The following is a 26,799-nucleotide window of genomic DNA, read 5'->3' as shown; positions in this document are numbered from 1 at the left end:
CTTAACCCCCCCCCCGTTAGAAAGGATTTCGTTTTTAAATTTTTCTAAATCAAAATTATTATTTTTATCAAAAAATCCTGCAAAATGTTCTTTTAAAATATCCATTTTACTTGCAAAATCTTCGTGCAAAAGCTTCATTTTCTCTCCTTGATGCTTAAAATAATATAAACAAATATAAAAAATAAATGCGTTTTATAGCATTTATTTTTCGTCATAAGAGCCTAATTTTAAGATTTTTTGCATTCTTAATGCAACTAATTCATTTACATCATATTTTGACAGTTCATCAATTTTAGAAAGAATATAATTTTGAATATTGCTTGCTGCTACTTCTTTATTTCTATGAGCAATACCTTCTTCAATAATATCATCAATTAATCTTTGTTCTAATAAATCATCAGCACTAATCTTCATAGCCTTCGTTGCCGCTTCGCTTTTACTAGGGTCATTCCATAAAATAGCTGCGCAACCTTCAGGAGATATAACAGAAAAAACAGAATTTTTTAGCATAGCTAATTTATCTGCTACACCTAAAGCCAATGCACCACCACTACCACCTTCTCCAATAACAATTGAGATTGTAATAGTTTTTAAATTACTTAATTCATATAAATTCTTAGCAATAGCTTCGCTTTGCCCACGCTCTTCAGCACCAATACCAGGATAAGCACCAGGGGTATCAACCAAAAACACAACAGGTATTTGAAATTTTTCTGCTAATTTAGCAAATCTTAAAACCTTACGATAACCTTCAGGATGTGGCATACCAAAATTTCTATGTAACTTATACTTTGTACCTCTACCTTTTTGCTCACCTATTAGCATTACTTTTTTATCTGCAATATATCCTGCAAAACACACTATAGCAGGGTCGTCTCTAAAAGCTCTATCTCCATGTAATTCATAAGAATTTTGCAAAATAAGTCTAACATAATCTAAGGCATAAGGTCTATCAGGATGTCTTGCTAGTTGCAACTTTTGAAAATCACTTAAATTTTTATATGTTTTAACTAGCTCCTTATCTAAATTCTTTTTTAAAATATTAACAGCATCGGTATCGCCTTTAATATTAGCATTTACGATATCTTCATCAAGCTGCTTGATATTTTTTTCAAAATCTAAATATGCAGCCATAATTAAATCCTTTTAAAAATAACACTACCGTTAGTTCCACCAAAGCCAAAAGAATTACTCATAACCGTGTTAATCTCTTGCTTTCTTGCAGAATTAGCAACATAATCTAAATCACAATCTGCATCTTGATTTCTTAAATTAATAGTAGGTGGAATTATGCCATCTCTCATTGCCATAATTGAAATAACAGCTTCAATAGCACCAGCTGCACCTAAGCAATGCCCGATTTGACCTTTTGTAGAACTCATTAGAGGAATATTATCTTTAAATAGCTCTTTTACTGCCGCTGTTTCATTCTTATCATTTGCTGGAGTTGATGTTCCGTGTGCGTTAATATAGTCAATTTTAATATCAGGATTAGTTTTTTTAGCCATATCTAAAGCTTTTTTCATAGCTCTTAATGGTCCATCTAAGCTAGGAGAAGTAATATGATGAGCATCAGCACTTTCTCCAAAACCGATTAACTCTGCATAAATAGTTGCGTTTCTTTGTTTAGCACTTTCATAGTCTTCTAAAACTAAAGCTGCTGCACCTTCTCCCATAACAAAACCATCTCTACTAGCGTCAAAAGGACTAGATGCTAATTCTGGATTATCATTTTTAGTTGATAAAGCCTTCATAGCGGCAAAACCACCTATTCCAACTGGGCAAATAGCCGACTCTGCACCTATTACAAGCATTCTATTAGCCTGTTCGCAAACTATAGTTTTATAAGCTTCTCCTAAGGCGTGAGTTCCTGCTGCGCAAGCTGTAACACAAGATAAATTAGGACCCTTTAAGCCATACTCAATTGAAGTAAAACCACCTAACATATTAACCAAAGCTGATGGTATAAAAAAAGGTGATATTTTGCTAGCACCCTTTTGTAGACAAACATTTGAATTTTTTTCTATATTAGGCAATCCACCTATACCTGCTGCGCTAACAATACCAAAATTTTCTTTTTCTTCTTCTGTAAGTTCATTAAATTTTGCATCGTTAATTGCTTCTTTAGCAGCTGCTAAACCAAGTTGAATAAATCTATCAGTTTTTTTAACTTCTTTTACGCTTAAAACACTTAGTGGGTCAAAATTTTTAACTTCTGCTGCAATTTGCACACTAAAATCACTGGTATCAAAAAGAGTAATTTTACCAACACCACTAACTCCATCACAAATCGCCTTAAATGAACTTTCCTTGTCAAGCCCTAATGCATTTATCATTCCAATGCCAGTTACTACTACTCTTTTCAATATCTATCCTTTTATTCTTATTTGTGTTCTTTTATATAATCTACAATATCTTGTACTGTTGAAATTTTTTGTGCATCTTCATCAGGAATGCTAATTTGAAATTCTTCTTCAATTCCTAAAATTAACTCAACAACATCTAAAGAATCAGCACCTAAATCTTCACTAATTTTTGATTCTGGCTTAATGCTTTCTTCTTCAACTCCAAGTTCTTTAGCGATTAATTTTTTTACGCTGTCAAAATACATAATTTACTCCTTAAAAAATTAAAATAGATGGTAATATTTACAAAAAATTGTTAATAAATCAACATAATTTACATAAACAATCCACCATTTACTTTTAAAACTTCTCCTGTAATATAGCTAGAATAATCACTTAATAAGAATGCAACTGCATTTGCAACTTCTTTTGCATCACCAAATCTTGCTAGTGGAATTGATTTATAATAAGTTTGCTTTATTTCATCACTTAAAACATCTGTCATATCGCTTGCAATAAAGCCTGGTGTAATTGAATTATATCTTACATTTCTACTTGCTGCTTCTTTTGCAAATGATTTGCTCATTGCAATAATTGCACCCTTGCTTGCTGCATAATTTACTTGACCAGCATTGCCTATTTCACCAATAATTGAACTAATATTTACAACACTTCCAAATCTTTGCTTACTCATAACTTTAAATGCTTCTTTGCAACCAATAAAAGCTGAATTTAAATTTGCATTTATAACATCATTAAAATCTTGAGTACTCATACGCAACACAAGTTTATCTTTAGTTATGCCTGCATTATTTACCAAATAGCTTAATTCTCCATCGCTATCTACAATAGACTTTATTGCTTGAGCAAAAGCATTTTCATCACTAGCATCAAAACAAATAATAGCTGCTTTACCACCGTTATTATTTATTTCTTGCATTAAAGCTTCTGCTAATTCTGGCTTTGAACGATAATTTATCCATACCTTTAAACCAAATTCCGCTAATGTTCTAGCTATTTGAGCACCAATTCCCTTACTTGCACCTGTAATTAATACATTTTTTCCTGTAAATTTCATATTTAAACTCCTTGTTTTTATATTACATAATTTTTTTAAATGCTATCGCCATTAAAAATTGAATTTTTAACTACTACATAATCAACCTTGCAAATATCACTTAATTTATTTCCACCTGCATAAGAAATTGAACTTTGCAAGTCTTGTTGCATATGAGATAAGGTTTCAAAAATATCCCCTCTAAAAGGCACATACATTTTTTTACCCTCTACATTTTTTTTCTCACCCTTTTGAAATTCGCTTGCTGAGCCATAATATTCTTTCATTAATTTGCCATCTACTTCTATACATTCTCCTGGGCTTTGAGAATGCCCACTAAATAAAGAGCCAATCATCACAAAACTCGCTCCAAAACGAATACTTTTTGCAACATCGCCATGATTTCTAATGCCACCATCAGCAATAATTGGTTTTTTTGCACTTTTTGCGCACCATCTTAAAGCTGCTAATTGCCATCCACCTGTACCAAAACCTGTTTTAAGCTTTGTAATACAAACCTTACCTGGACCAATACCAACCTTAGTTGCATCAGCTCCTGCATTTTCTAAATCTCTTACTGCATTTGGAGTTCCTACATTTCCTGCTATTACAAAAGAATTTTTTAAATGTTTTTTTATATGTTTAATCATTTTTATTACATTATCGCTATGTCCGTGTGCTATATCAATTGTTATATAATCAGGAAGTAATTTTTCTTTTGATAATTCTAAAATAAATTCGTATTCGTCTTCTTTTACACCAACTGAAATTGATGAAAATAGATTTGAATTTTTCATATCAGCAATAAAGTTTTTTCTGCTATCTGGGTTAAATCTGTGCATAATATAAAAATAATCTTTACTAGCTAATTCTTTTGCAAGTTTTTCATCAATAATAGTTTGCATATTTGCAGGTACAACTGGTAATTTAAATTTTCTTTTACCTAAACAAACACTTGTATCGCATTCAGCCCTAGAATTTACAATACATTTTGCAGGAATTAGCTGCACATCTTCATAATCAAATACTAATAAATTATTTAACATTTATATCCTTTACTTAGTTTTTTAGAAAATACTAATATTATAACAGCACATAAGAAAACAAAAAAACCTTGAGTGCCAAAATAAACTTCACTAGAAAATTTATCATAATACTTAACTATAATGCCTTCAATACCTTGTGCTGCAGCAGAACATAAAAACCATAAACCTAATGAGCTTGTTTTATATTTTTCATCGCTTAATTTTGTACTTAAATCTAATCCTATTGCCCCAAAAACAACATTACCCATACCAAGAAGCATATAGATAATTAAAAATATTATTGGATTTATACTATTTTGTTTGCTCAAAAATGCAATAAAAATAAAAACAAAAGCTGCAACCATCATACTTAAAGAAATTAAAATATAATTATTAATATTATATTTTTTTACAAGATTAGAAAAAAATCCACCAAAAATAATACCTGTAAAAAACATTGCCGAAATATAAGTTGTACTTGGAATTTGAATATTAAAATAATTTGCATCGATTTTATCTCTGCTTAGTATGCTTAATGTGTTAAAGCACTGAAATATTAGCATAAAGAAAAATATAGCACAAAGGCATAAAATTGCAAATTTTTTATAATTTGCTTTATTTTCACTTTTTTTATAAATACCAATATAAATAAAAATAGGAGTACAAATTGCTAAAACACTAATTATTTGTGAAATAATAAAAATGTCAAATGTACATGCAAATGCAATAAAAGCCAACAAAATATATGTTTTATAATCTTTTATAAATGCGAAGCTTAATTCTTCATTATCTAAGTTTTTATCTGCTTTAAAATAAATTAAAATACAAATTAGCATTGAAATTGCAGCTAATATAAAAGCAAACAAATAAGATAAAACTTGAGATATATAGCCTATTAGTAAAACACCTAAAAAGCAGCCAATATTTACAAAAACATAAAAAAGACTAAAGGCGTATTGGGTATTTATACTATAATATTTTGCTAATAGTGCTGTAATATTTGTTTTTATTAACGAGCTACCAAGCAATAAAAACATTAAAGCTATTATTGTATAAGATACTTCTTCTAGCAATAAAAATAAATATCCAGAATATAAAAACAATAAGCCATAAAACACACATCTTTTAGAACCTAGAAAAAAATTGCCTAAATAAGCGCCAATCATACCAAACAAATATATACTAGCTCCAAAAGCAGCGCTATATGTACCTGCAATTCCTTTGTTGATATGAAAAACATCAATTAAATATAAGGTAAAAACAATGCTAAAGCCAAGATAAGCAAATCTTTCAAAGGCTTCAATATAACAAATATTAAATAAAACTGATTTATCTGATTTAGGTTGCATCTCAACCCCTTTTTATAAGAAGTGGTGGATTCACCAGGACTCGAACCTGGGACCAACCGGTTATGAGCCGGTTGCTCTAACCAACTGAGCTATGAATCCGAACTGAATTAAAAGAGCGTATTCTATACTTTTAAACTTAAAAAAAAATAAAAAAATAAATTTTTTTTACACTATTTTAATTCATATTTCCTATTGCATCTAAAATTGTTTTTTGTGATTTAATATCATTTACATCTGTTCTAAAAAACAATTCAACCCTATTATTTTTTATAGCCTGAGTGCTATCATTACTAAATCTTGGGTCATTTGAACCAAGGCTTTTTATACTTAATTTACTTGGATTTACACCATTTTTTATTAATAATTCTAATACATTTCTAGCTCTTTGTGTTGCTAAATCAAAACTTGCTAAATAACTATCATCACTATCGCTAAAGCCACGAATTTCAAGTTTTACGCCTTCTCCTAAAGTTTGTAAAATCATTTTTATTCTTTTTAAATAAAGCAAATCATCGCTATTTGTAACTTGAGTTGAACCTTTAGCAAAAAGTATCATAGAAGGAAGTTCCATATAAAATTGATTTTCTTTTTGGTCAAGCAAGGCTTTTAGCTTTTCCATACTTTCTTGCTGATTAATACTTTGAGTATTATTTGAAGTATTCTCACTAGCATTTTGTTGTTTGTATTTGCTACTATCTTTGCTTTGCTTATCCATAACCTGTGTGCTTGGAAAATCAAAAATCTTAACAAATTCTTTTGTTAAAGCTTTTGCTTTATCTGTATTAACAGATGCAATAGCATAAAGTGCAATAAATAATGCAAGCAATAATGAAAAGAAATCCGCTAAAGGAACCGCCCATTTTTCACAAGGCGGTTTTGGTGGGCATTTTTTCTTTTTAGCCATTTTTATTCACCAAATTGAGATTTAACCTTCTCACCTTTAGGCAAGAATAAAAATAACTTTGCTTCTAAATCTCTTGGATTTGCACCTTGAGCAATGCCAACAACACCTTCTAAAATCATTTTTTGCTCTAAAACTATATCGTGAGAATTTCCCTTTATTTTATTACCCCAAGGACCAAAACAAGCATAAGCACCAAAAATACCAGTAACCGTCGCTGTAAAAGCACCAGCAATACCTTGTGCCATAGCTTGTGGGTCATCAAGTAATTGCAAAGCTAGCATAAGACCACACACCGCACCAACAAGACCAAATGTTGGGCAGCTTTCACCAACACGAATAAAAAATTCTGAACATTCTTGATAGTATTCTTCGCTTAGTTCTATTTGTAATTCCATACTTTCTTTAATTTCTTCAATTTCTTTACCATCAACAAGCATCATTAAAGCGCCTTTAAAATACTCGTTGTCAATTTCAGCAACCTTGCTTTCTAGAGCTAAAAGACCATCTTTTCTTGCAATCATTGCAAATTCTACAATCTGTGCAATCCTATGCGGCATATGAACTCCGCTACCTTTAAAAACAATCTTTAATTCCTTTATTGCACCTTTTACAAAGTGCTTATTAGTTGAAGTCATAGCTGAAAAAAATGCCGTAGGCAAAACAATTAAAACTGATGATAAGTGAATAATATGTAAAGGGTTACCGCCTTCTAAAATATCTCCTACTGAAATAGAAGTAATAGCAAGAACCATACCTAATATCGTTGTTAAATCCAATTTCTATCCTTAGTAATAATTTTTTAAATAATATCTAATCTTTATAAATCTTAATACATTTTTTACCACTTTTTTTAGCTTCATAAACTGCTATATCAGTCATCTTTATAAAAGTATTTTCATCTTTTATATTATCCGCATAAATAGTAGCTATTCCCATACTTGCACTAGATTTCCAAAAATCATTTTCTCCATCGCCAACTCTAACACGCATTTTAATTATCTTATTTAAAATATTTTGCATTAGCACAAAGGCACCTTTTGAATCTGTATTTGGAAGCAAAATAAAAAATTCATCTCCACCTAGCCTAGCAAATATATCGTCTGTTCTTATACTTTCTTTAATTAAATTTGTAAATTCAATTAAGACTTTATCGCCCATATCATGACCAAAATTATCATTAACTTCTTTAAAATTATCTAAATCAATCATAACGCCGCTTGTAACAAAATTATGAGTTTGTGCTTCTTTTAAAATAATTTTCATTATATTAAACAATTGCCTTCTATTTGCGATTTTTGTAAGAGAATCGCTTAAGGCTAAAACTTGTAATTTATCGTTACTTTCTGATAATTCTCTTGTTCTTTCTTGCACTTTTAACTCTAGATTTCTTTTTAACTCTAAAAGCTCGTTATTGCGTTTAATCACTACATTTAACAAGCCATTTAAAGCTTTTATTAATGGACTAGTTTGAGAACTTTGAGAATTTGCAACTTCATAATAAGCGCTTTGTGCATCAAAACCTTTATCAATAAGTTCAATTTGTTTTGCCATCATCTTATCTTGACCAAGTATATGAAAACCAAGCCAAGAAATTAAAAATTCCACCAAATTTTGAAGAGCGTTTGAGCTAACATTGTCACCAATTTCTGCATAAAATTGCTTTACCTGCTCTATGAATAACTTATGATTGTTTTTATGTTCTTTATAAAAATCATCATAAATCTTTTTTTCTTTCATTAATTTTTCTTCTTCAGAAAAATGATAATTTGTATATTCTAAAATACCTTCAAAAGCTTCATTTAATTCTATTTTACTTAATGTTTTTTCGCTACTTTTAGCAATAATATCATTAATTAAATTTACTAAATAAAAATGCTGTGCATCAACATTTTCTAAATTTGTTTCATATTCTCTCCCCCAATTAAACAAGCTTAGCATTACTTACTCCTTTATTTTAAATTCGCCCAATCCTTTGCTATACTTAAACTAGTTTTTAATTCTACATTAAGTTTAATACAAGTTTGCATAATATTTTGTATTTGTTGAGAAAAATCTTGGATTAACTCATCTTTTACTTCAAAAATCAACTCATCGTGAATTTGCAATAATAATCTTTTATCATCATTTAATAAAGGATAAATCTTAATCATTGCAAATTTAATCAAATCCGCTGCTGAACCTTGCAATATACTATTTACACTTTCTCTATCAAAGGCGTTATTTTCTCTAACGCTATTTGCATAAGTAAAAAATCTTTTTCTATTTAATAAGGTTTGAATGTAGCCTTTTTGTTTAGCATCATTTTTTACCCTAGCAAAAAAATCTTTAACACTAGGAAAGGCTTGAAAATATTTTTCTATATACTCTGCTGCCTGCGAATAGCTAATGCCAAGTTCTACACTTAATCTTTTAGCTCCCATTCCATAAATTAATCCAAAATTAATACTTTTAGCAAAGGCTCTTTTTTCATCATCAACATAAGAAAAAATTTGCATTGCTGTTTTTTTGTGAATATCTTCGTTGTTTGCAAAAGCATCTAATAAAGCGTAATCTTTACTAAAATGTGCAAGCATTCTAAGTTCAATTTGAGAATAATCAAGACTTAAAAAACTATATCCATCTTTTGCAATAAAGGCTGATTTTAATTCCTTAGCCCATTTACCCCTTGCTGGAATATTTTGCAAATTTGGATTATTTGAAGCTAATCTTCCTGTGGCTGTTACACATTGTAAAAAATTAGTTTTAATATTATAAATATCTAAATTATTTACATTCAATTCTAATAATGGTTTTACATAGGTATTTAGAATTTTTACCGATTTTCTATAATTAATTAGATATTCTGCTATTGGATGTTTTATTTTATTTAATACTGCTTCATTTGTGGAATCTTTAGCTACTCTTTCAATGCCTAAATCTTCAAAAAGTACTTGTGCTAATTGTTTTGGAGAATTAAGATTAAATTCTTTTTTTGCGATATTAAAAATATGCTTTTGCAATTCTTCTAGTTCTTTTTTTAATTCATTTTCTAAAGATAACAATTTTTCTTTTTTTAAATATATGCCATTTTCTTCCATTAAAATAAGAATTTTTATAAATTCGCATTCGTTTTCAAACTGCTTAAAAAGTTCAACACCAATCTTATTTTTTAAGGTGTTAAAAATCCTTAAAGTTAAATAAGCATCATCGCTAGCATAAGACAAAGCTGCATTAATATCAACATCAGCAAAGCTTTCATTTTTTGAAACTAAACTTTCAAATTCTGTTGTTGAATAATTAAAAAGTTGCATACTTAAATAATCTAAGCTTAGTTTTTGTTCAGGATTAAACAACCAAGCTAAAATCATAGTATCATAATACTTTGCAGGATAATTTATAGAAAAATTATTTTTTATTACTTTAAAATCAAATTTTAAATTATGACCTATAATAGTTTTTTCAAAAAGCTTTGCAATAGCTTCTTTAGCTGCTGCTAGTGAAATATTTTGAGTGTTTTTATGATTAATCGGAACATAAAAAGAATTATTTAAATAACAAAAAGAAAATCCAATAATTTTACAATCGCTTTGCAAGCCATCAGTTTCAGTATCAAAACCAATTAGCTCATCTTTAATATTGTTTATAGTTTCTAATAACTTTTCATCATTGTTCAATAAAAGTGCATTTTTTATAGGATAATCTGTATTATTTATTGTATTTGCATTATTTGCCGTAACTATTTTATCTTGAGATTTTAAAGCCTCATTTGCAATTTTAAAATGTTTAAACAATTGATATTCTTCAAGTTCATCAATAATTTTTACTAAAAAATTACCTTCAGGTTTTTTAGAATTTTCAAAAAAATCTTTCACATCTAAATCATCTTTTAGCTTTGCTAATTTTTGCGATAAATAAGCACTATCTTTATCATTGCTTAGTTTTGTAATAAGACCTTTTGTACCTACAACATTTAAATTAGAATAAATTCCATCTAAACTTTTAAATTCATTAAGCAATCTTTTTGCAGCAGCAGGACCAACCCCGCTAACTCCTTTAAAATTATCAGCACTATCGCCAACTAAAGCTAAATAATCAACTATTTGCTCTGGTTTTACTCCAAATTTTTCAATACATTCTGCTGCTTTTATACTTTCATTGTTTTTGCCTATCATTAAAACATCATCGCTAACTAATAATTGATATAAATCTTTATCAGTAGAATAAATCTCAACCTTACAATTATTGCTAAGAGAATATTTGCAAACACTAGCAATAACATCATCGGCCTCAAAGCCGTCAATCCTAGCACAACAAAAACCAAGCTTTTGCAAAATATCTAAACAAGGCTGAATTTGCACTCTTAATGCCTCATCTAACTCTTTTCTATTTTCTTTATATTCTTGCAATAAAAGTTTTCTAAAAGTTGGGGTGTTGCTTTCTAAGGCAAAAACCACATTGCTAATATCTTTATCTAATCTTAATTTATCAATAAAATTTACCAAGCCATAAATCATTCCTGTTGGAAAAGATTTGGCGTTTTTTAAATTGCTTAAACTATAATAAGAGCGAAATAATAAATTAAATGTATCTACTAATAATATTTTTTTCATTTATCTTCCTAAAGCCATATTTCTTTAAAACTTGATTTTATATTTTGCGCTTTTAAATTTTCTATTAAAACATAAATAATAGAAATATCACTAGAATCTACAAAAATTTGAGTATTATTTTTTGCATTTAATAAAAAAAATTTAAGTTTTAAAGAGTCAATATTTTGTTTTACACAAAATAAAGAATAAGGGTCATTTCTATCTATTAAAATTTGATAGAATTTCTTTTTTTCTAAATCATCAGAATTTTTTAAATCAAAGTGCATATATAATTCATTTGCAAAAATTGAATAATCTTTTTTAGAATTATTTTTTGTTGTATTGTACCAACTTGTATTTTTTTTATTCTGGCTTTCACTTTGATTAAAAAAATTTGTATCATCAAAAGTAAATGTTTGCTGGCTTAAATCGCTCTTGCCAACAAACATTAAAATAATTATAAGTAAAAATAAAATGCCAATAAATACTGAAAATAAAATATTTTTTTTCATAATATTTTATTAGTTCAGTTGGTCTTTAATAATATCACCTATAGTAATTTTATCATTAGAATTAATTTTATCTAAATCTTCTCTTGTTTTAAGAATATCCATTCTTTTAACACTAAGGCGAATTTTACCATTTTTAGCATTAACTAAAGCAGCTTTTATGCTATCACCTACTTGAACATCTGTATCGCTTAAATCTTCTTTTTTTATAAAACCATCAACATTATCGCTTAAGCTTACAAAGATACCAAAATCTTTAATATCACTTACCTTACCTTCAACAATATCTCCTATTTTATGCTCTTTTAAATATAAACTTACAGGGCTTTCTTCTAAGTGTTTAATGCTTAAAGAGATTTTGCTGTTTATTGGGTCAATTTTTCTAATTTTAACTTTAAGACTATCGCCAACTTTAAAACTATCTTTAGCACTAACAGCTCTTTCCCAGCTAATATCATCATTATGCAACAAGCCATCAATATTACCAATTTTTACAAAAGCACCAAAGTTAGTTATAGTGCTAACAACACCTTCAACCACATCACCTTCATTAAAATTAGTAGTAAATTCATCAAATGGTTTTGGTAAAAGTGTTCTTAATGATACCCTTAATCTTCTTTGCTCAAAGTCAATTTCAATTACTTCAACTTCAATTTCTTGACCTTCTTTTAAATATTCTTTAGGATTTTTTATATTCTTATCCCAAGAAATTTCACTAATATGTAAAAAGCCTTCAATATCATTACCTAAATCTACAAAAGCTCCGTAATTTTCAATATTTGAAACTACAACTTTTAATACATCTCCTACTTCAAGATTGTCTTTAATTTCTTCCCAAGGGTCATTTAAAGCAGATTTTATAGATAAAGAAATATGTTTTTTATTTTCATCGTAATTTACAATTTTAACTTTAACACTATCTCCTTCTTTATATAAAGAGCTAGGATTTACTGGTCCTTTGTAAGAGATTTCACTATAATGTACTAAACCATCAATTCCGCCAATATCAACAAACATACCGTAACTAGTGATTTTTCTTACTACACCATCTTTAATTTGTTCGCCATTAATTATTGAATCAATTAATTCTTTTTTGCGTTTTCTTTCTTCATCGCTAACTTTTTTTCTTGAAACAATTACGTTATCTGAATTAACTTTTAGAATTTTAACTTTAAATTTTTTACCATTTAAATTTCTATCTTTTGTAATATTTTGTGATTTTGGTAAAAAATATTCAACTTCATTTGCATCAATAACATTAAATCCATTAGAATTTGAAGAAATACACCTTACTTCAAAAGCAGGATAATCAGTGTTCTCATCATATTGTGCAATAAAATTTAATGTTTTTTCTTTTCTTATTGCTTTTTTGTAAGATAGTCTTTTTCTACCTGCACTGCTTCCAATAATAGCAACTTTAATACTATCGCCTTTATTAAAAATTAATTTATTGTCTTTTGTAATCTCATCAATATTTAAAACACCTTCAGTTTTATCTTTAATATCAACTAAAACCTCATCATTTACAATATCTACAATAATTCCATCAATTATAGAAGTATTTTCATCTCCTCCATTATCAAATTCTTCTAGCAATTTTGCAAAATCTTCCATTTGCTCTGCTCCATTTACCTTCGCCATTTTGGTCCTTTTAATTAAAATTAAACAAATATTAGTGATTTGTCCTATGATGATAGTAAAAAAAAATTACAAAAGCATTAATTTGTAATATTTTTTTTAATTTTTTCAATAACTTTTTCTATAATCCAATTTGGAGTACTAGCACCAGCACTAATACCGCATAAAGTTTTGTTATTAAACCAAGAATAATCAATCTCGCTTTCATTTTCAATTAAATAACTATCATTGCAATTTTCTTTAGCAATAACATAAAGTTGTTTTGTATTTGAGCTGCTTTTTCCACCGATGATTATCATTACATCGCTTTCTTTTGATAGCTGTCTAACTGCTTCTTGATTTTTAAAAGTTGCGTCGCAAATAGTATTAAAAATACGCACTTCTTTTACATTTGCAATTAAATAATTTGCAATTTTCATAAAATTCTCTACTTTTTTAGTTGTTTGTGAAACTAAAACGACTTTATTTTTAATAAGCACATCTTTTAATTCTTCTTCATCTAAAACTACATAAGTATTTGTACTTGCATAAGAACGCACACTTTTTACTTCAGGATGATTTTTATCTCCAAAAATCACTATTTCATAGCCTTCATTACTCATTTTTTCAACAATTTCTTGTGGTTTTTTTACAAAAGGGCAAGTTGCATCAATTATTTGCCTATTACTTTTTTTTAAAAGTTCTAAATCACTTTTTGTAATACCGTGAGTTCTAATAATAGCCTTTGATTCATTGCTTAATTCTGAAATATTTTCAAGTGTACTTACATTAAAATCACTTTTTAATCTTTTAATTTCATCATTATTGTGAATTAAAGGTCCAATAGTAGCTGCATCTTTTGTTTTTTCTGCTTGTTTAATTGCTCTTTTTACTCCAAAACAAAAACCATAACTACTAGCTAGTTTAATCTGCATATTTTGCTCCAAATTCTTTTAATATATCATAAAAATTTACAAAAGAACTTTTTACACACTCAACATCATCAATTTTTATATCAAAATCTCTTGCAAGCAAAGAAAAACTCATAGCAATTCTATGGTCGCCAAAAGTATTAATAAGACTTTCTTTTTTTGTACTTGAAAAACCAATAACACTAAAGCCATCTTCAAATTCATTAGTTTCAAAACCTAAGGAATTTAAATTATATAAAATAGCTTTAATCCTATCACTTTCTTTAACTCTTAATTCTTTTGCATTTTTTACAATACTTGTTCCTTTTGCATAGGCAAATGCAATTGATAAAGCAGGAATTTCATCTATTAACCAAGATATATTCTCATCAACACAAACCGCTTTTAACGGAGCGCTTTTTATTGTTATTGTGCCTATTTGTTCAGCTCCTTCTTCGCAAAGTTCATATTTTATATTAGCACCCATTTTCTCTAATACCTTATACGCTTCAATCCTAGTTTTATTTAAAAGCATATTTTTTAAAACTAAAGTACTATCTTTACTAATAGCACACAAAACTGCGTAGAAAAATGCTGATGATGGGTCGTTTGGAACTGTTACATTAAATGCTTTTAGTTTTTTATCATTTAAAGCTTCTACAATAATTTTATTACCATCAATCTTAATTGGTGCTTGCATTAATTTTAATAAATTTTCACTATGGTCTCTTGTTTTTTCATCTTCATTAATAATACAACCTTTAGAAAATAATGCTGCTAATATTAAAGCACTTTTTACTTGAGCAGATTTTAAAACATTATCGTACTCAAAATAATCTAATTTAGAGCCTTTTATAAATAATGGAGCTAAGTTAGCATCATCTCTTCCATAAATATTAGCTCCAAGTTTATTTAATAATGCACTTACTCTTTTCATAGGTCTTGCATTTAAATACTTATCTCCACTTAAAACAAAAACACCATCAATACAAGATAAAAAACCTATCATAAGACGCATTAGCGTACCTGAATTACCGCATTCTAAAATAGAATCTGGAATTTTTATTTGCTTAGGTGGGGTTATTTTTAATACCCCATTTTCATTCTCAACAACTGCTCCAAGTTGCTTGATAATCTCTAAAGTATGCATACAATCTTGTGCAAAAAGATAATTTTTAACATAAGAACTTTCTTTACAAAGTAAAGAAAAAATAGCACAACGATGAGATATTGATTTATCCGCTGCAATATTTTCTAAGCTAACATTAAAGGCTTTATTATCTAATTTAATTTTCATCTTAATTTTAATCCTAATTCTTGAAGTTTTTCAATAATTAAATTCATTTCGTTATTAATATCTTCATTTTTTAAAGCACCATTAAAAGAAATAAACTCAAAATTAATGCTTAAACTTTCAAATTCTCCCAAGCTAGAATCTTTGTATAAATCAATAATTTTAAATTCTTTTAAATTATTGATTTTTAAAGATAATAAGAAATTCTTTAAAATATTATAATCATAATTTTTAGGCACTAAAATACTTAAATCTCTACTTGTTCCTGGGAATTTAGAATAAGCTTTAGCTTCAATATGTTCTTTTGTATATTCGTTTACATTAATTTGTGCCACATAAGTTCTTGGCAATTTAAATTCATCGCATAAAGTTGCGTTCAATCTTCCTGCAAAACCAATATTTTTACCGTTTTTATAAATATCACATCTTTCTGCTTCGCTTAATAAAAAATTAGTGCTAGTTCTTAATTCAAAATCACCTAAGATATTTTTTAAATCTTGTAAAAATGTAAAAAAGTCTATTAAAAGCCCTTTTGCATTATTTTTAAGATTTGCACTTTGATATAAACCTGAATTAATTAAGGCAAAATATTTATTTTCTTTTGAATTTTCATCAACTGCTATGCCTAACTCAAATAATTTTATACCCTTATAAGCATTATTAAAATTAAAAATCGCTTGTTTAATTAAACTACTTACAACACTAGAACGCAATGTGTTAAATTCATTTGATATTGGATTAATTATTTCATTTTTAATATATGGCATATTTAATTTATCTAAAAATTCTTTACTTTCAAATACATAAGAAACACTTTCAAAATAACCACAATTAACCGCATTTTGTCTTAAAGCTAATGCTTTTTTATAAGCTAAATAGGTATTATTTGTTTTATTGCTTTCTGTGTAAGTTAAAGCTTTTGCCTTTACATTATCAATACCAAAAATTCTTACAATTTCTTCGCTAATATCTGCACTATTTTTAATATCATGACGATAATATGGAACTTTAACAAAAATATTATCTTCAGCACTATTTAATTCATAATTTAATCTTTTTAATAAATCAGCTACATAGTTTCTTTCAAAAATATGCCCTATTTTATTATTAATTTCACTTAAATTAAAACTAATTGAGATTTTTTCCTTAGCAAAATTATTTTGACAAGATGAACCATATAATTTAAGCTTAGGTATATTTTGTAAAATATTAAATAAATAATCAACACCTATATTTAAATCTGGCTCACTACCCCTAAAACTTCTGTAAATATCACAATCTTTATATTTTTTATATGAATTTGCAATAATATTAGGATTTGTATGACTAGCCACAATTAGAATTTTTTTACTTTCGTTACTAATAGTAAAATCTTTATTTTGATAAATACCAGCAACACCTATTTCTTTTTTATCTTCGGTTAAAATAGCGCATTCATCATTTTCTTTTTTTATTACGCTTATTTTTGTTGTTTGTTCATCATTTTTTGAAATTTTAGCAAAATCATAAGCATTAATCACAACCCCACTAGCGTGTATTGCATATTCTAATAAATTAAGTATAGAATTATCTTTTAAAGCATCAACGCAAGCTAGTCTAAATAATATTTTAAACGATGGATTTATTTCTTCTTCAAGCTCAAATGCCTTTATATTAAAATGTGAATTTACCTCGCCATCAAAATGCACATTTAAAATTCTTTTTATCCCTTCTGTTTTTTCTCCATCTTTAAATACAAGCTTTTCTTTTAAATTTATTTCTAAAGCTGCACTTAAGTCTCTTGCGATACCGTTGATACTTAAGCAGTCTCCACGATTTGGAGTAAGCTCTATTTCTATTAATTCATCATTAAAAATTTCATATTCACATAATTGTTTTCCTAAAACAAGCTCACCTATACTATCATCTAAAATCATTATACCATCATTAATTTTAGCCAAGCCAAGTTCTGTTGATGAACAAATCATTCCATAACTATCAACACCTCTTAACTTTGATTGTTTTATAAGCATATCATTAACACAAGCACCTATTTTGCTTAATGCTACAAACTCTCCTTCAGCAACATTTTTTGCACCGCAAACAACTTGTAAGCTTTCTGTTCCAATATCAAGCATACAAATACTTAATTTATCAGCATCAGGGTGCTTTTCTTTACTTAAAACCTTTGCGACAACAACATCTTTTGGAACTGTAATTTTTTTAACACTATCAACCTCTAAACCTATAGAATTAAGGGTTTTTACAAGCTCATCAGTGCTAATTTCTTTTAAATCTATAAATTCATTTAACCAATTTCTACTTATTATCATTTAAACTGCTCCAATAATCTTTTATCGCCTTCAAATAAAGACCTTAAATCAGGTATTTTATGTATTAACATTGCAAATCTTTCAACCCCAAGTCCAAAAGCATAACCACTGCAATTTTTATAACCAACATTATTAAATACAGCAGGATGCACCATACCACAGCCCATAACTTCAATATAACCTGTATTTTTACAAACTCTACAACCTTTGCAATTACAAAACACACAAGAAATATCTACCTCAGCACTAGGTTCTGTAAAAGGAAAAAAACTAGGACGAAAGCGTACTTTAACATCACCAAACATATATTTTAAAAATTCTTCTAAAATTGATTTTAAATTAGCAAAAGATACATTATTATTTGGCTCTACAACAAGCATTTCAATTTGATGAAACATTGGTGTGTGCGTCATATCAAAATCTCTTCTAAAAACAGCACCAGGCGCTATCATTCTAATAGGTGGCTTTGTATTTTGCATTGTTCTTATTTGAACTGGACTAGTTTGAGTTCTAAGCAATAATGAATTTGCAAAATAAAAAGTATCTTGCATATCTCTAGCTGGGTGAAATTTTGGAAGATTTAAAGCTTCAAAATTATGAAAATCATCTTCAATAATAGGACCTTCTTCAAGACTAAAATTCATTCTTGTAAAATAATCAATTATCTTATCCATAGTACTCATAATAGGATGAAAAGCACCCTTAGTAGCGTTTAAATCAAAATAAGTAAAATTAAAAGCGTCTTTTAATTCCGCTTCTTTGATTTCTTTTTCTTTAAGCTCTGCAAATTTTGCATCAAATTCTAAATTGAATTTTTCTTTAAATTCATTTAAAATTTTAGCTTTTTCTTTTTTTTCATCACCTTCTAAATCTTTTAATTTAGCAAATTCTGCAGTAATTGCACCTTTTTTTCCAAATACAAATACTTTTAGCTTTTCAAGCTCATCTGTATTTTTACATAACTCTATACTTTTTAATAAATCTTCCAATTTATAACCTTTTTGTTTGATTTTTAACAATTTTAATGTAAATTTTTTACAAATTGAAAACAAAAAGGAATAAAAATGAGTAATTTAAATGTTTTTGAAAAAATTGTTGCTGGTATTTTACCATCAAATAAGGTTTTAGAAAATGAAGAATTTTTAGCTTTTCACGATATTAATCCAAAAGCTCCTGTTCATATTTTAATAATCCCTAAAAAAAGATTTACTAATTTTCAAGAAGTTGATGCGCAAACAATGGCAAAGATGACAACTTTTATTCAAGAAGTTGCGGTAAAACTTGGCTTAGATAAAAGCGGTTATAAGCTACTTACAAATAATGGTGCTGATGCTGGACAAGAAGTATTTCATTTACATTTTCATATGCTTGGTGGCTTAAAGCTTTTTATACCGAAGGTTGATGAAAACAATGAAGGATTATTTTAATCCTTCGTAATATCTTTATAAGCTCTATAAATATTAAGCCCTGCAGCACAAAGCCCAAAAAATACTCCTACAATAAATAATGCTTTGTGAATTTTTGCTAAAAGCATTCCTAGCCCTATTCCTAATAAAATAGCAACTACAATACTAATTCCTAAGCTAGATTCTTTAAGAAAAAGCACAAAAATATTTAAATCTTTATCTTTTTTATTATTCACAAATAGCCTTTTTAAATGCTTCTTTAAATTCCTTAATTTGTTCTTCTTTCATACTAAGGCAAACAAAGGCTGTTTCGTAGGTTGAAGGTGCTAAATTAATTCCATTTTCAAGCATTTTTTTATGAAATCTTGCAAATTTATTTGTATCACTTTTTTTAGCCTCGTCATAATTATTTGGATATTCATCTAAAAAGAAAAAGCCAAACATTGAGCCAATATTTTTAGCGCATAGGCTAATATTATTTTCTTTAGCATATTCATTCATAAAATCACATAATTCTTTAGCCACTGCAGCTAGTGTTTTATAATCTTGCTTTTTTAACTTTTTAAAAGTAGCAATACCAGCTGACATTGCCAAAGGATTTCCACTTAAAGTACCAGCTTGATATACGCTGCCTATTGGACTTAATAACTGCATAATTTCTTTGCTAGCAGCATAAGCACCAACAGGTAAGCCACCACCAATAACCTTTCCAAAACAAATCATATCAGGTTTAATATCATAAATTTCGCAAGCTCCACCATAAGCAGCCCTAAAACCACTCATAACCTCATCAAAAATTAAGACAATTTTTTCTTCATCACATAATTTTCTTAAATCCTGTAAAAATTCTTTTTTAGCAGGAATAAAACCCATATTTCCTGCAATTGGTTCAATGATGATTACACCTATATCGCTGTTATTTTTTCTTGCTAAATTAATTTGCTCTTTTACACTATTTATATCGTTATAAACTGCTGTGTAAGTATCTTTTACCGCATTTTTACTAACACCGCTTGAGCTAGGTGTATTAAAAGTAGCTAAACCGCTACCAGCATTTACAAGCAGCATATCAGCGTGTCCGTGATAGCAACCATCAAATTTAATAAGTCCATCACGCTTGCTAAATGCACGAGCAAGTCTAATAGCACTCATAGTTGCTTCAGTGCCACTATTTACAAAACGAATTTGCTCTATTGGATAAATATCAATTATCATACTTGCTAACTCACTTTCTAAAAGAGTTGGCGCACCATAACTTGTACCATTTTTTGCTGCTTCATAAATTGCATTTGTAATATCATTATCAGCATGACCAAAAATACAAGGGCCATAGCTTTGAACAAAGTCTAAATATTTTTTACCCTCGATATCATACACATAAGCATCTTTTGCTTTTTGTATAAAAATCGGCTCACTGCCAACGCTTTTAAAAGCTCTCACAGGAGAATTAACCCCACCTGCTATTAGTTCTTGTGCTTCTTTGAATGCTTGTTTATTCGTCATTTTTTATCCTTTTTTGTAAATATAAATATAAATTTTTTATCTCATTATCTGTTAAATAATAATTTGGCATTAATTTGCTCTTATTTTTTTTTGTAAGAGTATCATAAAATCTATTATATGAAATATCTTTTATACTTGGAATAACAACTTCTTTTTTTACTTTATTTTCTATATAACTTGAAAAAACCTGCTCACTTCCATCTAAACCGTGGCATTTATCACAACCAATACCTCTTGGATTTTTATATAAACTTAATTGATATTCTTCTTTGCTTAAAAAATCAGTATCAGCAAATAAATAAAAGCAAAAAAATATTAAAATATATTTCATTTGATTATCCGTTGTTTTTTAAAAATATAATACACTTTTTATTTTTATAAAGGTTAAGAATTGATATTAGATGGAAAAAAATTAAGCAAAAATATTTTAAATAATATATCACTAGAAATAAAAACTTTAAAAAACAAGCCTTGCTTGGCTGTAATTTTAGTAGGAGATGATTATGCAAGCAGTGTTTATGTTAATAAAAAAATAAAAACTTGCAATGAAGTGGATATAAAAAGTATTGATTATAAGCTAGATAAAAACTACAAAGAAGAGGATTTATTAAAACTAATTGATGAATTAAATTCTAACGATGAAGTTAATGGAATTTTAGTACAACTACCCTTACCAGCACATATTGATACAAAAAAAATTATTAAAAAAATCAGTGCTAAAAAAGATGTAGATGGCTTTAGTCCCACTAATCTTGGCTTGTTGCTTTCTAATGATACTCCTTATTTTTACCCTGCAACACCTTTAGGCATAATGATGCTACTTGAGCATTATAATATTGAAGTAAAAGCTAAAAATATTTGTATTATAAACGATAGTATTATAGTGGGTAGACCGCTAGCAGCAATGCTTTTAAATAAAGGTGCTAGTGTTAGCATTTGTCATAAATTAACAAAGAATTTAAAAGATTATACTTTAAATGCTGATATAATAATAAGCGCTACTGGGGTTTTACACTTGCTAGATGATAGTTTTTTTAATGAAAATGCTATTGCAATTGATGTTGGAATTTGCAAAAAAGAAAACAATAAATTAATTAGTGGTGATATAAATTATGAAAAAGTAGCTAATAAAATTAAAGCAATTAGCCCTGTTCCTGGCGGCGTAGGACCTATGACAATTGCTGCTTTGATGTTTAATACTTTAAAATCATATAAGGAAAAAAACAATGACTAAATTTCAAAAATTTATAAAATTTTATAATTCTTGGACTGGGACAATAATATTTGTATTATTGTTTATGGCTTTTATAGCACAAGCATTTACAATACCAAGCGGTTCTATGATGAGAACACTTTTAATAGGCGACCATTTATTTGTAAAAAAATTTTCATACGGAATTCCAATTCCACATATTCCTTTCTTAGAAATCCCACTTCTGCCTGATTTTAATAAAAATGGGCATTTAATAAGCTCTGATGGTCCAAAAAGAGGCGATATAGTAGTTTTTCGCTTTCCTTATAATAATAAAATTCATTTTGTAAAAAGATGCGTTGCATTAGGAGATGATGAAATCATATTTAACGATAAAACTCTTTATGTAAGAATGAAAGAAGGCGATGAATATATGAAAAACAATTATGCAAAAGAAGATTTAGTTATGTTAAATAATAGACTTTTTGTAAAAGAACCTTATAAATTTCCTGGTATAAGCTATGACCAAAAAAATAGACAACTAAATAATGGCGAAATTGATTTTGATAAAGAGCTTTTTATGGCTGTTAATAGCTCTAAATCTCCTATGGTTTTATTGCCTAAAATATCAGGGATAGATAATAATCTACCTATTTATTATTACAAAGTACCTAGTGAAAAATATTTTATGATGGGAGATAATAGAGACCATTCAAACGATAGTCGCTTTTGGGGTTCTGTTGATTATAAATATATTGAAGGTAAGCCTTGGTTTGTGTATCTTAGTTGGGATGATGATTATAATTTTCGTTGGGAAAGAATGTTTAAAAGTGTGCAAACTTTACAAGATAACGAATATTATACAAACTTAAATGACCATATTTTGCATACAATAGATTAATTGTATGCAAACTTACAAAATTCTTTGCATTTGCTCTTTAAAATCTTCATTTAAAATGCTATTTTCATCAAAAAAATCAAGATTAATTATAGGAATTTTTGCATAATTTTTTATAAAATCATCTTGTAAGATATCTTTTTTACCCATCATCACAAGGGCTAAAATATTGATATTTCTTTGCTTTAAAGCTTCAATGCTAAGTAAAATATGATTAATACTTCCAAGATAGTATTTTGCTACTAAAATACTTGCTCTTTTATTTAAAGCCATAAAATCAATCATAGTGTAATTTTCATCCATAGGAGAAAAAAGCCCACCCGCAAGCTCAATAAGCAGGTTCTTGCTTTTTGGTAAAATAATATCTAAGGCTTTATAATCAAGTTTTTCTTTGATTTTTCCAAGATGAGGAGAAGCTGGGGTTTGTAAAAAAATACCTTCTTTAAAAATCTTTGTTTTTGGGCTAAATTTTGCAATCAACTCGCTATCTGTTGGACTTCCTGCTTGAATGAGTTTAAAATAATCATAGTTAAAATTCGCACAAAAAGCTGCACTAAAATGTGTTTTTCCTACATCAGTATGTATTCCACTTACATAAATTTGCATTATTTTTCCTAAATAAGTAATTTTAAAGCAATACTTGAAAATAAAATTATAAAAATAAAAAAGAGTTTTAAAAAGTTTTTGCTTTCTTTAAAGAATATAATTGCGACTAAAACTCCGCCTCCAGCACCAATACCTGTCCAAATTGCATAAGCAATGCTCATAGCAATTTCTTTCATACTAAGGCTAAGCATAGCAAACGAACAAGCAAAACAAAGCATAAGTAACAACAAATACTTTATGTTATTACTTTGTGTATATTTTTTCATAATAAATACACCAACAATTTCAAATATACCTGCGATAAGTAAAAAAATCCAAGACATTAAGCTTCCTTTGTGCTAAGCTTTAAACCAATTACCGCAAAAAGTAATAAAAATACAAAAAATACCTTTAAGAAAGAAAAAGTTTCATTAAAAATAAAAATTTCTGCTAAAACAACTCCTGCTGTGCCAATTCCAACAAATACACTATAAGCAATGCTTACTTCTATCTTTTTACAAGCCTTTATCATACAAGTAAAAGAAATACAAATTCCAATAACTGTCAAAGCATAATGCCATAATTCACTTGAATGTTTTAATCCACTTACCCACACGCATTCAACTAAACCACCAATTAATACATAAAACCAAGCAATGTTATATACACTCATACGCAACCTTTAAAAAGGCTTAATAATATTGATTTATATTAATTTTGAGGTAAATAAATGTTATTCACCTGCAAAATAATTAGGATTTTTCCAAGGGCCATACTTTACTTTTATATATTCTTGCGGGTCAAGAATTTGTTGTGGCGATGCAAAATATTCAGGTTTTAACGATGGCGATTTACTGTACGCTGTATCAAGCCCTGCACGATTTTCGGTTGTTAATATAGGTAGCCTTAAAAATCCTGTATTTACATAAGCTGCTATATCAAGTGCTTCATCATCACTTAATATAGGATTATCAGCACTTGCGCCAAAAGGCATAGATGATTTTAAAAATCTTGCTAAAAAAGGTATCATAGACATATGACCACCATCAGGATAAATAAGTAAAGATGGATATAAATGCCCTTCTCCTTGCTCATAATTATCATTTTTTACCCCACGCCCATCTTCTTGATGGCAAACAACACAATATTCCTTAAAAAGTTCTTTACCACGCACAGGGTCTGCAGGGCGATTAGCAAAATTCATCTTAGCAAAAAAATCTCCCTCAAGCCCTACTCCATCTTTAATTCCATAACTTTCTTTTAACCATTTAAAATAAGCAATAATTGCTTTCATTTGTTTAGAATCATCAGGAAATCTTTTTGCATCACTACCACTCATTCCACGAATTCTATCTTCTAAAGATATAATTTTCATAGTTTCAATATCAAGTTTTGGATAATTATTTATAACATTTAAAAATGGAATAACATACTTTTTTGTACCTGGCAAGCCATTAGCATCATTGTCCATATGGCAAGATATACAATTTACTTCATTGCTTGTCATTTTTAATTTACTATATGGTCCTAAAAGTTTTTCTGTATTAGTTAAAAGTTCTATGCCATAGCGTATTAATTCTCCTTCTTCTGTGTTAGGAATATCATCAATACTTAGCACCTTCTTAGGCCATTCTTGTTTAGCTCTTTTAGATAACTCTTTAAAATATAAAACGCCCTCTTTATCGCTTAACTCATCACCAATTTTATATTCGCTAATATTTTTAGCATTAAGATATGATATTACAACAAAAGACAAAAATAAAAACTTTTTCATAATTCCTCCATAAAATTTTATGGAATTATAAAAAGTATGCACTTAGAAAATAAGATATTTTTTATATTAAAAAGAATTTTTAAGTTTTTTTAAAAGATTTGGCTCTAAATATTAGAGCCAAATATATAAATTATTTACCTTTTAGTTTGTTTAATAAAGCAGTTACAAGTCCGTTTTGGTAAGCAACAGCTAATAAAGCAATAATAACCCCTACTTTTTGTAGTAAAGATGAACTTTCGCCAAACATAAGTGGTCCAATAAGTGCAACAGTTGCAATTGGGCTTAAGATTAATAAACCAGCACCTAAAGTTGGGTTTAATTTTACTGAACCGTGTTGTGCAAATGTCCAAGCAGCAGCTTGTCCAGCTGTACCTAAAACAATCATCCACATCCAGTTTGTTGCAGTAATAGCATCACCAACAGCAACATTAGCAAATACGCTTGTTAGAGCTTCCATAGAACCTTGGTCTAAGTGCATTGCTTTAATTCCTAAAGCAGTATCAACCATAACACCTTGGTCAAATATAAAGCCATTTCCTGTGATTAAGAAAGCCCAAATTGTAGGAGCAACTAATTGTGCAGCACTTGATATTAAAATCGGTTGAACCACTTGTCCATTACCAATTCTACCCGCTCTTCTACTTGCGAATAAATATATACCATAGCAAAAACCTGAAGTAAGACCACAAACTGTTCCAACTGCCATAATTCCAAAACCAAATACTGTTTGAGGACCATTTGGATCAACAATACCATTTTCTAAAGCACCACCAGCTAAGATAACACCAGCTAACATAATAGGTGCAATAAAATAGTAACTAAATGGAATTCTTTCTCTATCTGTAATGAAAGCTAGTGCAGGTAACATAATTACTTGAATATTTAATAAAATTGAAGCAATACCTGAACCAACAAAATAAATTGAGTAGTTCCACGCAGTAAAGTCGATACCTAAAACAAGTCCAGCTAAAATAGATAGCATAACACCTTTTTTGGTTAATTTGCCAATTTTCTTAGCTTCCATAATTGCAAATGGAATAAGGCAAACTGTTCCAATTAAACAACGCATAAACGCACCAGTAGCAGGGTCAAAGTTAGATAACTTTTGCCAAGGTGCAGTAAATGATAGGAATAAAATTCCCACTAAGAATATGACATAGGTCATTGCCGTAGCGTTACCTCTTAAGTCATTGTTGTTCATACAAACTCCTTAATAAATGATAAATATTTCTATTTATTTTGTAAATAAATTAGCAATCATAGATGATTAACATTAAAATATTCTTAAAAAATTCTGTTTTTTTTTTTTTTATTAAAAAATTTATAAAAAATAATTTTTTTAAAATTTTTTTAAATATCTATATAACTGGTAAATAAACTTTTTAATAGATATTGATTAAATATTTATTTTTTTACTTATTAATGCTTTGTTTATTGAAAATGAATATCTTTTATCACGTTATTTAGTTGTTTAAAAAATTATTTAATTTTTTTAAGTAAAATTTAAGCTAATATCACATAAACTTAAATAACATTTATTAAAAATTTAT

27 protein-coding genes and 1 tRNA gene are annotated in these 26,799 nt (G+C 28.2%); 3 read left to right on the top strand and 25 right to left on the bottom strand.

All coding sequences use genetic code 11. The annotated features are described in order from the left end of the window. Window positions 1-201: 201 nt before the first annotated feature. The 17 genes from accA to CCANL266_RS03690 form a co-directional block, all read right to left on the bottom strand. The gene (gene accA, locus CCANL266_RS03770; RefSeq protein ID WP_172231574.1) at window positions 202-1,134 is read right to left on the bottom strand and encodes an acetyl-CoA carboxylase carboxyl transferase subunit alpha; all 933 of its coding nucleotides are present in this window, start codon (window positions 1,132-1,134) and stop codon (window positions 202-204) included. Window positions 1,135-1,136: 2 nt separating this feature from the next. Beyond that, complete coding sequence (locus CCANL266_RS03765; RefSeq protein ID WP_172231571.1) at window positions 1,137-2,366, bottom strand: beta-ketoacyl-ACP synthase II; 1,230 nt, start codon at window positions 2,364-2,366, stop codon at window positions 1,137-1,139. Between the two features lie 17 nt (window positions 2,367-2,383). After that, complete coding sequence (acpP, locus tag CCANL266_RS03760) at window positions 2,384-2,614, bottom strand: acyl carrier protein (RefSeq protein ID WP_280525482.1); 231 nt, start codon at window positions 2,612-2,614, stop codon at window positions 2,384-2,386. 65 nt (window positions 2,615-2,679) lie between these two features. Continuing rightward, on the bottom strand, window positions 2,680-3,423 hold the full coding sequence (gene fabG / locus CCANL266_RS03755) for a 3-oxoacyl-ACP reductase FabG (protein ID WP_172231565.1): 744 nt from the start codon (window positions 3,421-3,423) through the stop codon (window positions 2,680-2,682). 35 nt (window positions 3,424-3,458) lie between these two features. Then, entirely contained in the window at window positions 3,459-4,448 is a 990-nt protein-coding gene (gene guaC / locus CCANL266_RS03750; RefSeq protein WP_172231562.1) for a GMP reductase, read from the bottom strand. Next, window positions 4,442-5,776, bottom strand: a complete 1,335-nt coding sequence (locus tag CCANL266_RS03745; RefSeq protein WP_172231559.1) for an oligopeptide:H+ symporter — start codon at window positions 5,774-5,776, stop codon at window positions 4,442-4,444. Before CCANL266_RS03745 ends, guaC begins: the two co-directional genes overlap by 7 nt. 22 nt (window positions 5,777-5,798) lie before the next feature. Further along, window positions 5,799-5,875: transfer RNA gene (locus tag CCANL266_RS03740), tRNA-Ile, on the bottom strand. Between the two features lie 76 nt (window positions 5,876-5,951). Continuing rightward, entirely contained in the window at window positions 5,952-6,680 is a 729-nt protein-coding gene (motB, locus tag CCANL266_RS03735) for a flagellar motor protein MotB (RefSeq protein ID WP_172231556.1), read from the bottom strand. 2 nt (window positions 6,681-6,682) lie between these two features. Beyond that, window positions 6,683-7,456, bottom strand: a complete 774-nt coding sequence (gene motA / locus CCANL266_RS03730; RefSeq protein ID WP_172231553.1) for a flagellar motor stator protein MotA — start codon at window positions 7,454-7,456, stop codon at window positions 6,683-6,685. Between the two features lie 34 nt (window positions 7,457-7,490). Beyond that, on the bottom strand, window positions 7,491-8,618 hold the full coding sequence (locus tag CCANL266_RS03725; protein ID WP_172231550.1) for a GGDEF domain-containing protein: 1,128 nt from the start codon (window positions 8,616-8,618) through the stop codon (window positions 7,491-7,493). An 11-nt stretch (window positions 8,619-8,629) separates the two neighbouring features. Beyond that, window positions 8,630-11,269, bottom strand: coding sequence for a DNA polymerase I (polA, locus tag CCANL266_RS03720; protein ID WP_172231547.1), 2,640 nt, complete (start codon window positions 11,267-11,269; stop codon window positions 8,630-8,632). Between the two features lie 8 nt (window positions 11,270-11,277). After that, a complete protein-coding gene (locus CCANL266_RS03715; protein WP_172231544.1) occupies window positions 11,278-11,760 on the bottom strand; it encodes a hypothetical protein in 483 nt (160 codons plus the stop codon). A 9-nt stretch (window positions 11,761-11,769) separates the two neighbouring features. Further along, a complete protein-coding gene (locus CCANL266_RS03710) occupies window positions 11,770-13,398 on the bottom strand; it encodes a 30S ribosomal protein S1 (RefSeq protein ID WP_172231541.1) in 1,629 nt (542 codons plus the stop codon). A gap of 77 nt (window positions 13,399-13,475) precedes the next feature. Continuing rightward, the gene (locus tag CCANL266_RS03705; protein ID WP_172231538.1) at window positions 13,476-14,309 is read right to left on the bottom strand and encodes a 4-hydroxy-3-methylbut-2-enyl diphosphate reductase; all 834 of its coding nucleotides are present in this window, start codon (window positions 14,307-14,309) and stop codon (window positions 13,476-13,478) included. Further along, window positions 14,299-15,582 (bottom strand): 3-phosphoshikimate 1-carboxyvinyltransferase, encoded by a 1,284-nt coding sequence (aroA, locus tag CCANL266_RS03700; protein WP_172231535.1) that lies wholly within the window; start codon window positions 15,580-15,582, stop codon window positions 14,299-14,301. The genes CCANL266_RS03705 and aroA overlap by 11 nt, the downstream gene beginning before the upstream one ends. Next, entirely contained in the window at window positions 15,579-17,891 is a 2,313-nt protein-coding gene (pheT, locus tag CCANL266_RS03695) for a phenylalanine--tRNA ligase subunit beta (RefSeq protein ID WP_172231532.1), read from the bottom strand. The genes aroA and pheT overlap by 4 nt, the downstream gene beginning before the upstream one ends. Continuing rightward, window positions 17,888-18,880, bottom strand: a complete 993-nt coding sequence (locus CCANL266_RS03690; RefSeq protein ID WP_172231529.1) for a phenylalanine--tRNA ligase subunit alpha — start codon at window positions 18,878-18,880, stop codon at window positions 17,888-17,890. Before CCANL266_RS03690 ends, pheT begins: the two co-directional genes overlap by 4 nt. 75 nt (window positions 18,881-18,955) lie before the next feature. Here CCANL266_RS03690 and CCANL266_RS03685 point away from each other — a divergent pair, with 75 nt between their 5' ends. Then, window positions 18,956-19,318 (top strand): histidine triad nucleotide-binding protein, encoded by a 363-nt coding sequence (locus CCANL266_RS03685; protein ID WP_172231526.1) that lies wholly within the window; start codon window positions 18,956-18,958, stop codon window positions 19,316-19,318. On the opposite strand, the gene CCANL266_RS03680 is transcribed toward CCANL266_RS03685, so the two are convergent. The 3 genes from CCANL266_RS03680 to CCANL266_RS03670 are packed head-to-tail and all read right to left on the bottom strand — an operon-like array spanning window position 19,315 to window position 21,131. After that, the gene (locus CCANL266_RS03680; protein WP_172231523.1) at window positions 19,315-19,533 is read right to left on the bottom strand and encodes an AtpZ/AtpI family protein; all 219 of its coding nucleotides are present in this window, start codon (window positions 19,531-19,533) and stop codon (window positions 19,315-19,317) included. The genes CCANL266_RS03685 and CCANL266_RS03680 overlap by 4 nt on opposite strands. After that, window positions 19,526-20,800, bottom strand: a complete 1,275-nt coding sequence (gene hemL, locus CCANL266_RS03675; protein ID WP_172231520.1) for a glutamate-1-semialdehyde 2,1-aminomutase — start codon at window positions 20,798-20,800, stop codon at window positions 19,526-19,528. Before hemL ends, CCANL266_RS03680 begins: the two co-directional genes overlap by 8 nt. Beyond that, on the bottom strand, window positions 20,790-21,131 hold the full coding sequence (locus tag CCANL266_RS03670) for a c-type cytochrome (protein WP_172231517.1): 342 nt from the start codon (window positions 21,129-21,131) through the stop codon (window positions 20,790-20,792). The genes hemL and CCANL266_RS03670 overlap by 11 nt, the downstream gene beginning before the upstream one ends. A 60-nt stretch (window positions 21,132-21,191) precedes the next feature. Here CCANL266_RS03670 and CCANL266_RS03665 point away from each other — a divergent pair, with 60 nt between their 5' ends. Continuing rightward, window positions 21,192-22,034, top strand: coding sequence for a bifunctional 5,10-methylenetetrahydrofolate dehydrogenase/5,10-methenyltetrahydrofolate cyclohydrolase (locus CCANL266_RS03665; protein ID WP_172231515.1), 843 nt, complete (start codon window positions 21,192-21,194; stop codon window positions 22,032-22,034). After that, window positions 22,027-22,893, top strand: coding sequence for a signal peptidase I (lepB, locus tag CCANL266_RS03660; protein WP_172231512.1), 867 nt, complete (start codon window positions 22,027-22,029; stop codon window positions 22,891-22,893). The genes CCANL266_RS03665 and lepB overlap by 8 nt, the downstream gene beginning before the upstream one ends. 12 nt (window positions 22,894-22,905) lie before the next feature. Here lepB and CCANL266_RS03655 read toward each other — a convergent pair whose 3' ends face one another. The 5 genes from CCANL266_RS03655 to CCANL266_RS03635 all read right to left on the bottom strand — a co-directional run bounded on the left by CCANL266_RS03655 (window position 22,906) and on the right by CCANL266_RS03635 (window position 26,450). Beyond that, the gene (locus tag CCANL266_RS03655; RefSeq protein WP_172231509.1) at window positions 22,906-23,496 is read right to left on the bottom strand and encodes a dethiobiotin synthase; all 591 of its coding nucleotides are present in this window, start codon (window positions 23,494-23,496) and stop codon (window positions 22,906-22,908) included. A gap of 8 nt (window positions 23,497-23,504) precedes the next feature. After that, window positions 23,505-23,819, bottom strand: a complete 315-nt coding sequence (locus CCANL266_RS03650) for a DMT family transporter (RefSeq protein WP_172231506.1) — start codon at window positions 23,817-23,819, stop codon at window positions 23,505-23,507. Further along, window positions 23,819-24,148: a DMT family transporter gene (locus tag CCANL266_RS03645; protein ID WP_172231503.1), complete on the bottom strand. Its 330-nt coding sequence runs from the start codon at window positions 24,146-24,148 to the stop codon at window positions 23,819-23,821. The genes CCANL266_RS03650 and CCANL266_RS03645 overlap by 1 nt, the downstream gene beginning before the upstream one ends. 60 nt (window positions 24,149-24,208) lie before the next feature. Beyond that, a complete protein-coding gene (locus CCANL266_RS03640) occupies window positions 24,209-25,249 on the bottom strand; it encodes a c-type cytochrome (protein ID WP_172231500.1) in 1,041 nt (346 codons plus the stop codon). A gap of 130 nt (window positions 25,250-25,379) precedes the next feature. Continuing rightward, on the bottom strand, window positions 25,380-26,450 hold the full coding sequence (locus CCANL266_RS03635; protein ID WP_172231497.1) for a DMT family transporter: 1,071 nt from the start codon (window positions 26,448-26,450) through the stop codon (window positions 25,380-25,382). Window positions 26,451-26,799 lie beyond the last annotated feature (349 nt).

Origin of the sequence: Campylobacter canadensis (assembly GCF_013177655.1) — a bacterium.
GTDB lineage: Bacteria > Campylobacterota > Campylobacteria > Campylobacterales > Campylobacteraceae > Campylobacter_E > Campylobacter_E canadensis.
This window is presented reverse-complemented; position numbering and strand designations above follow the sequence as displayed.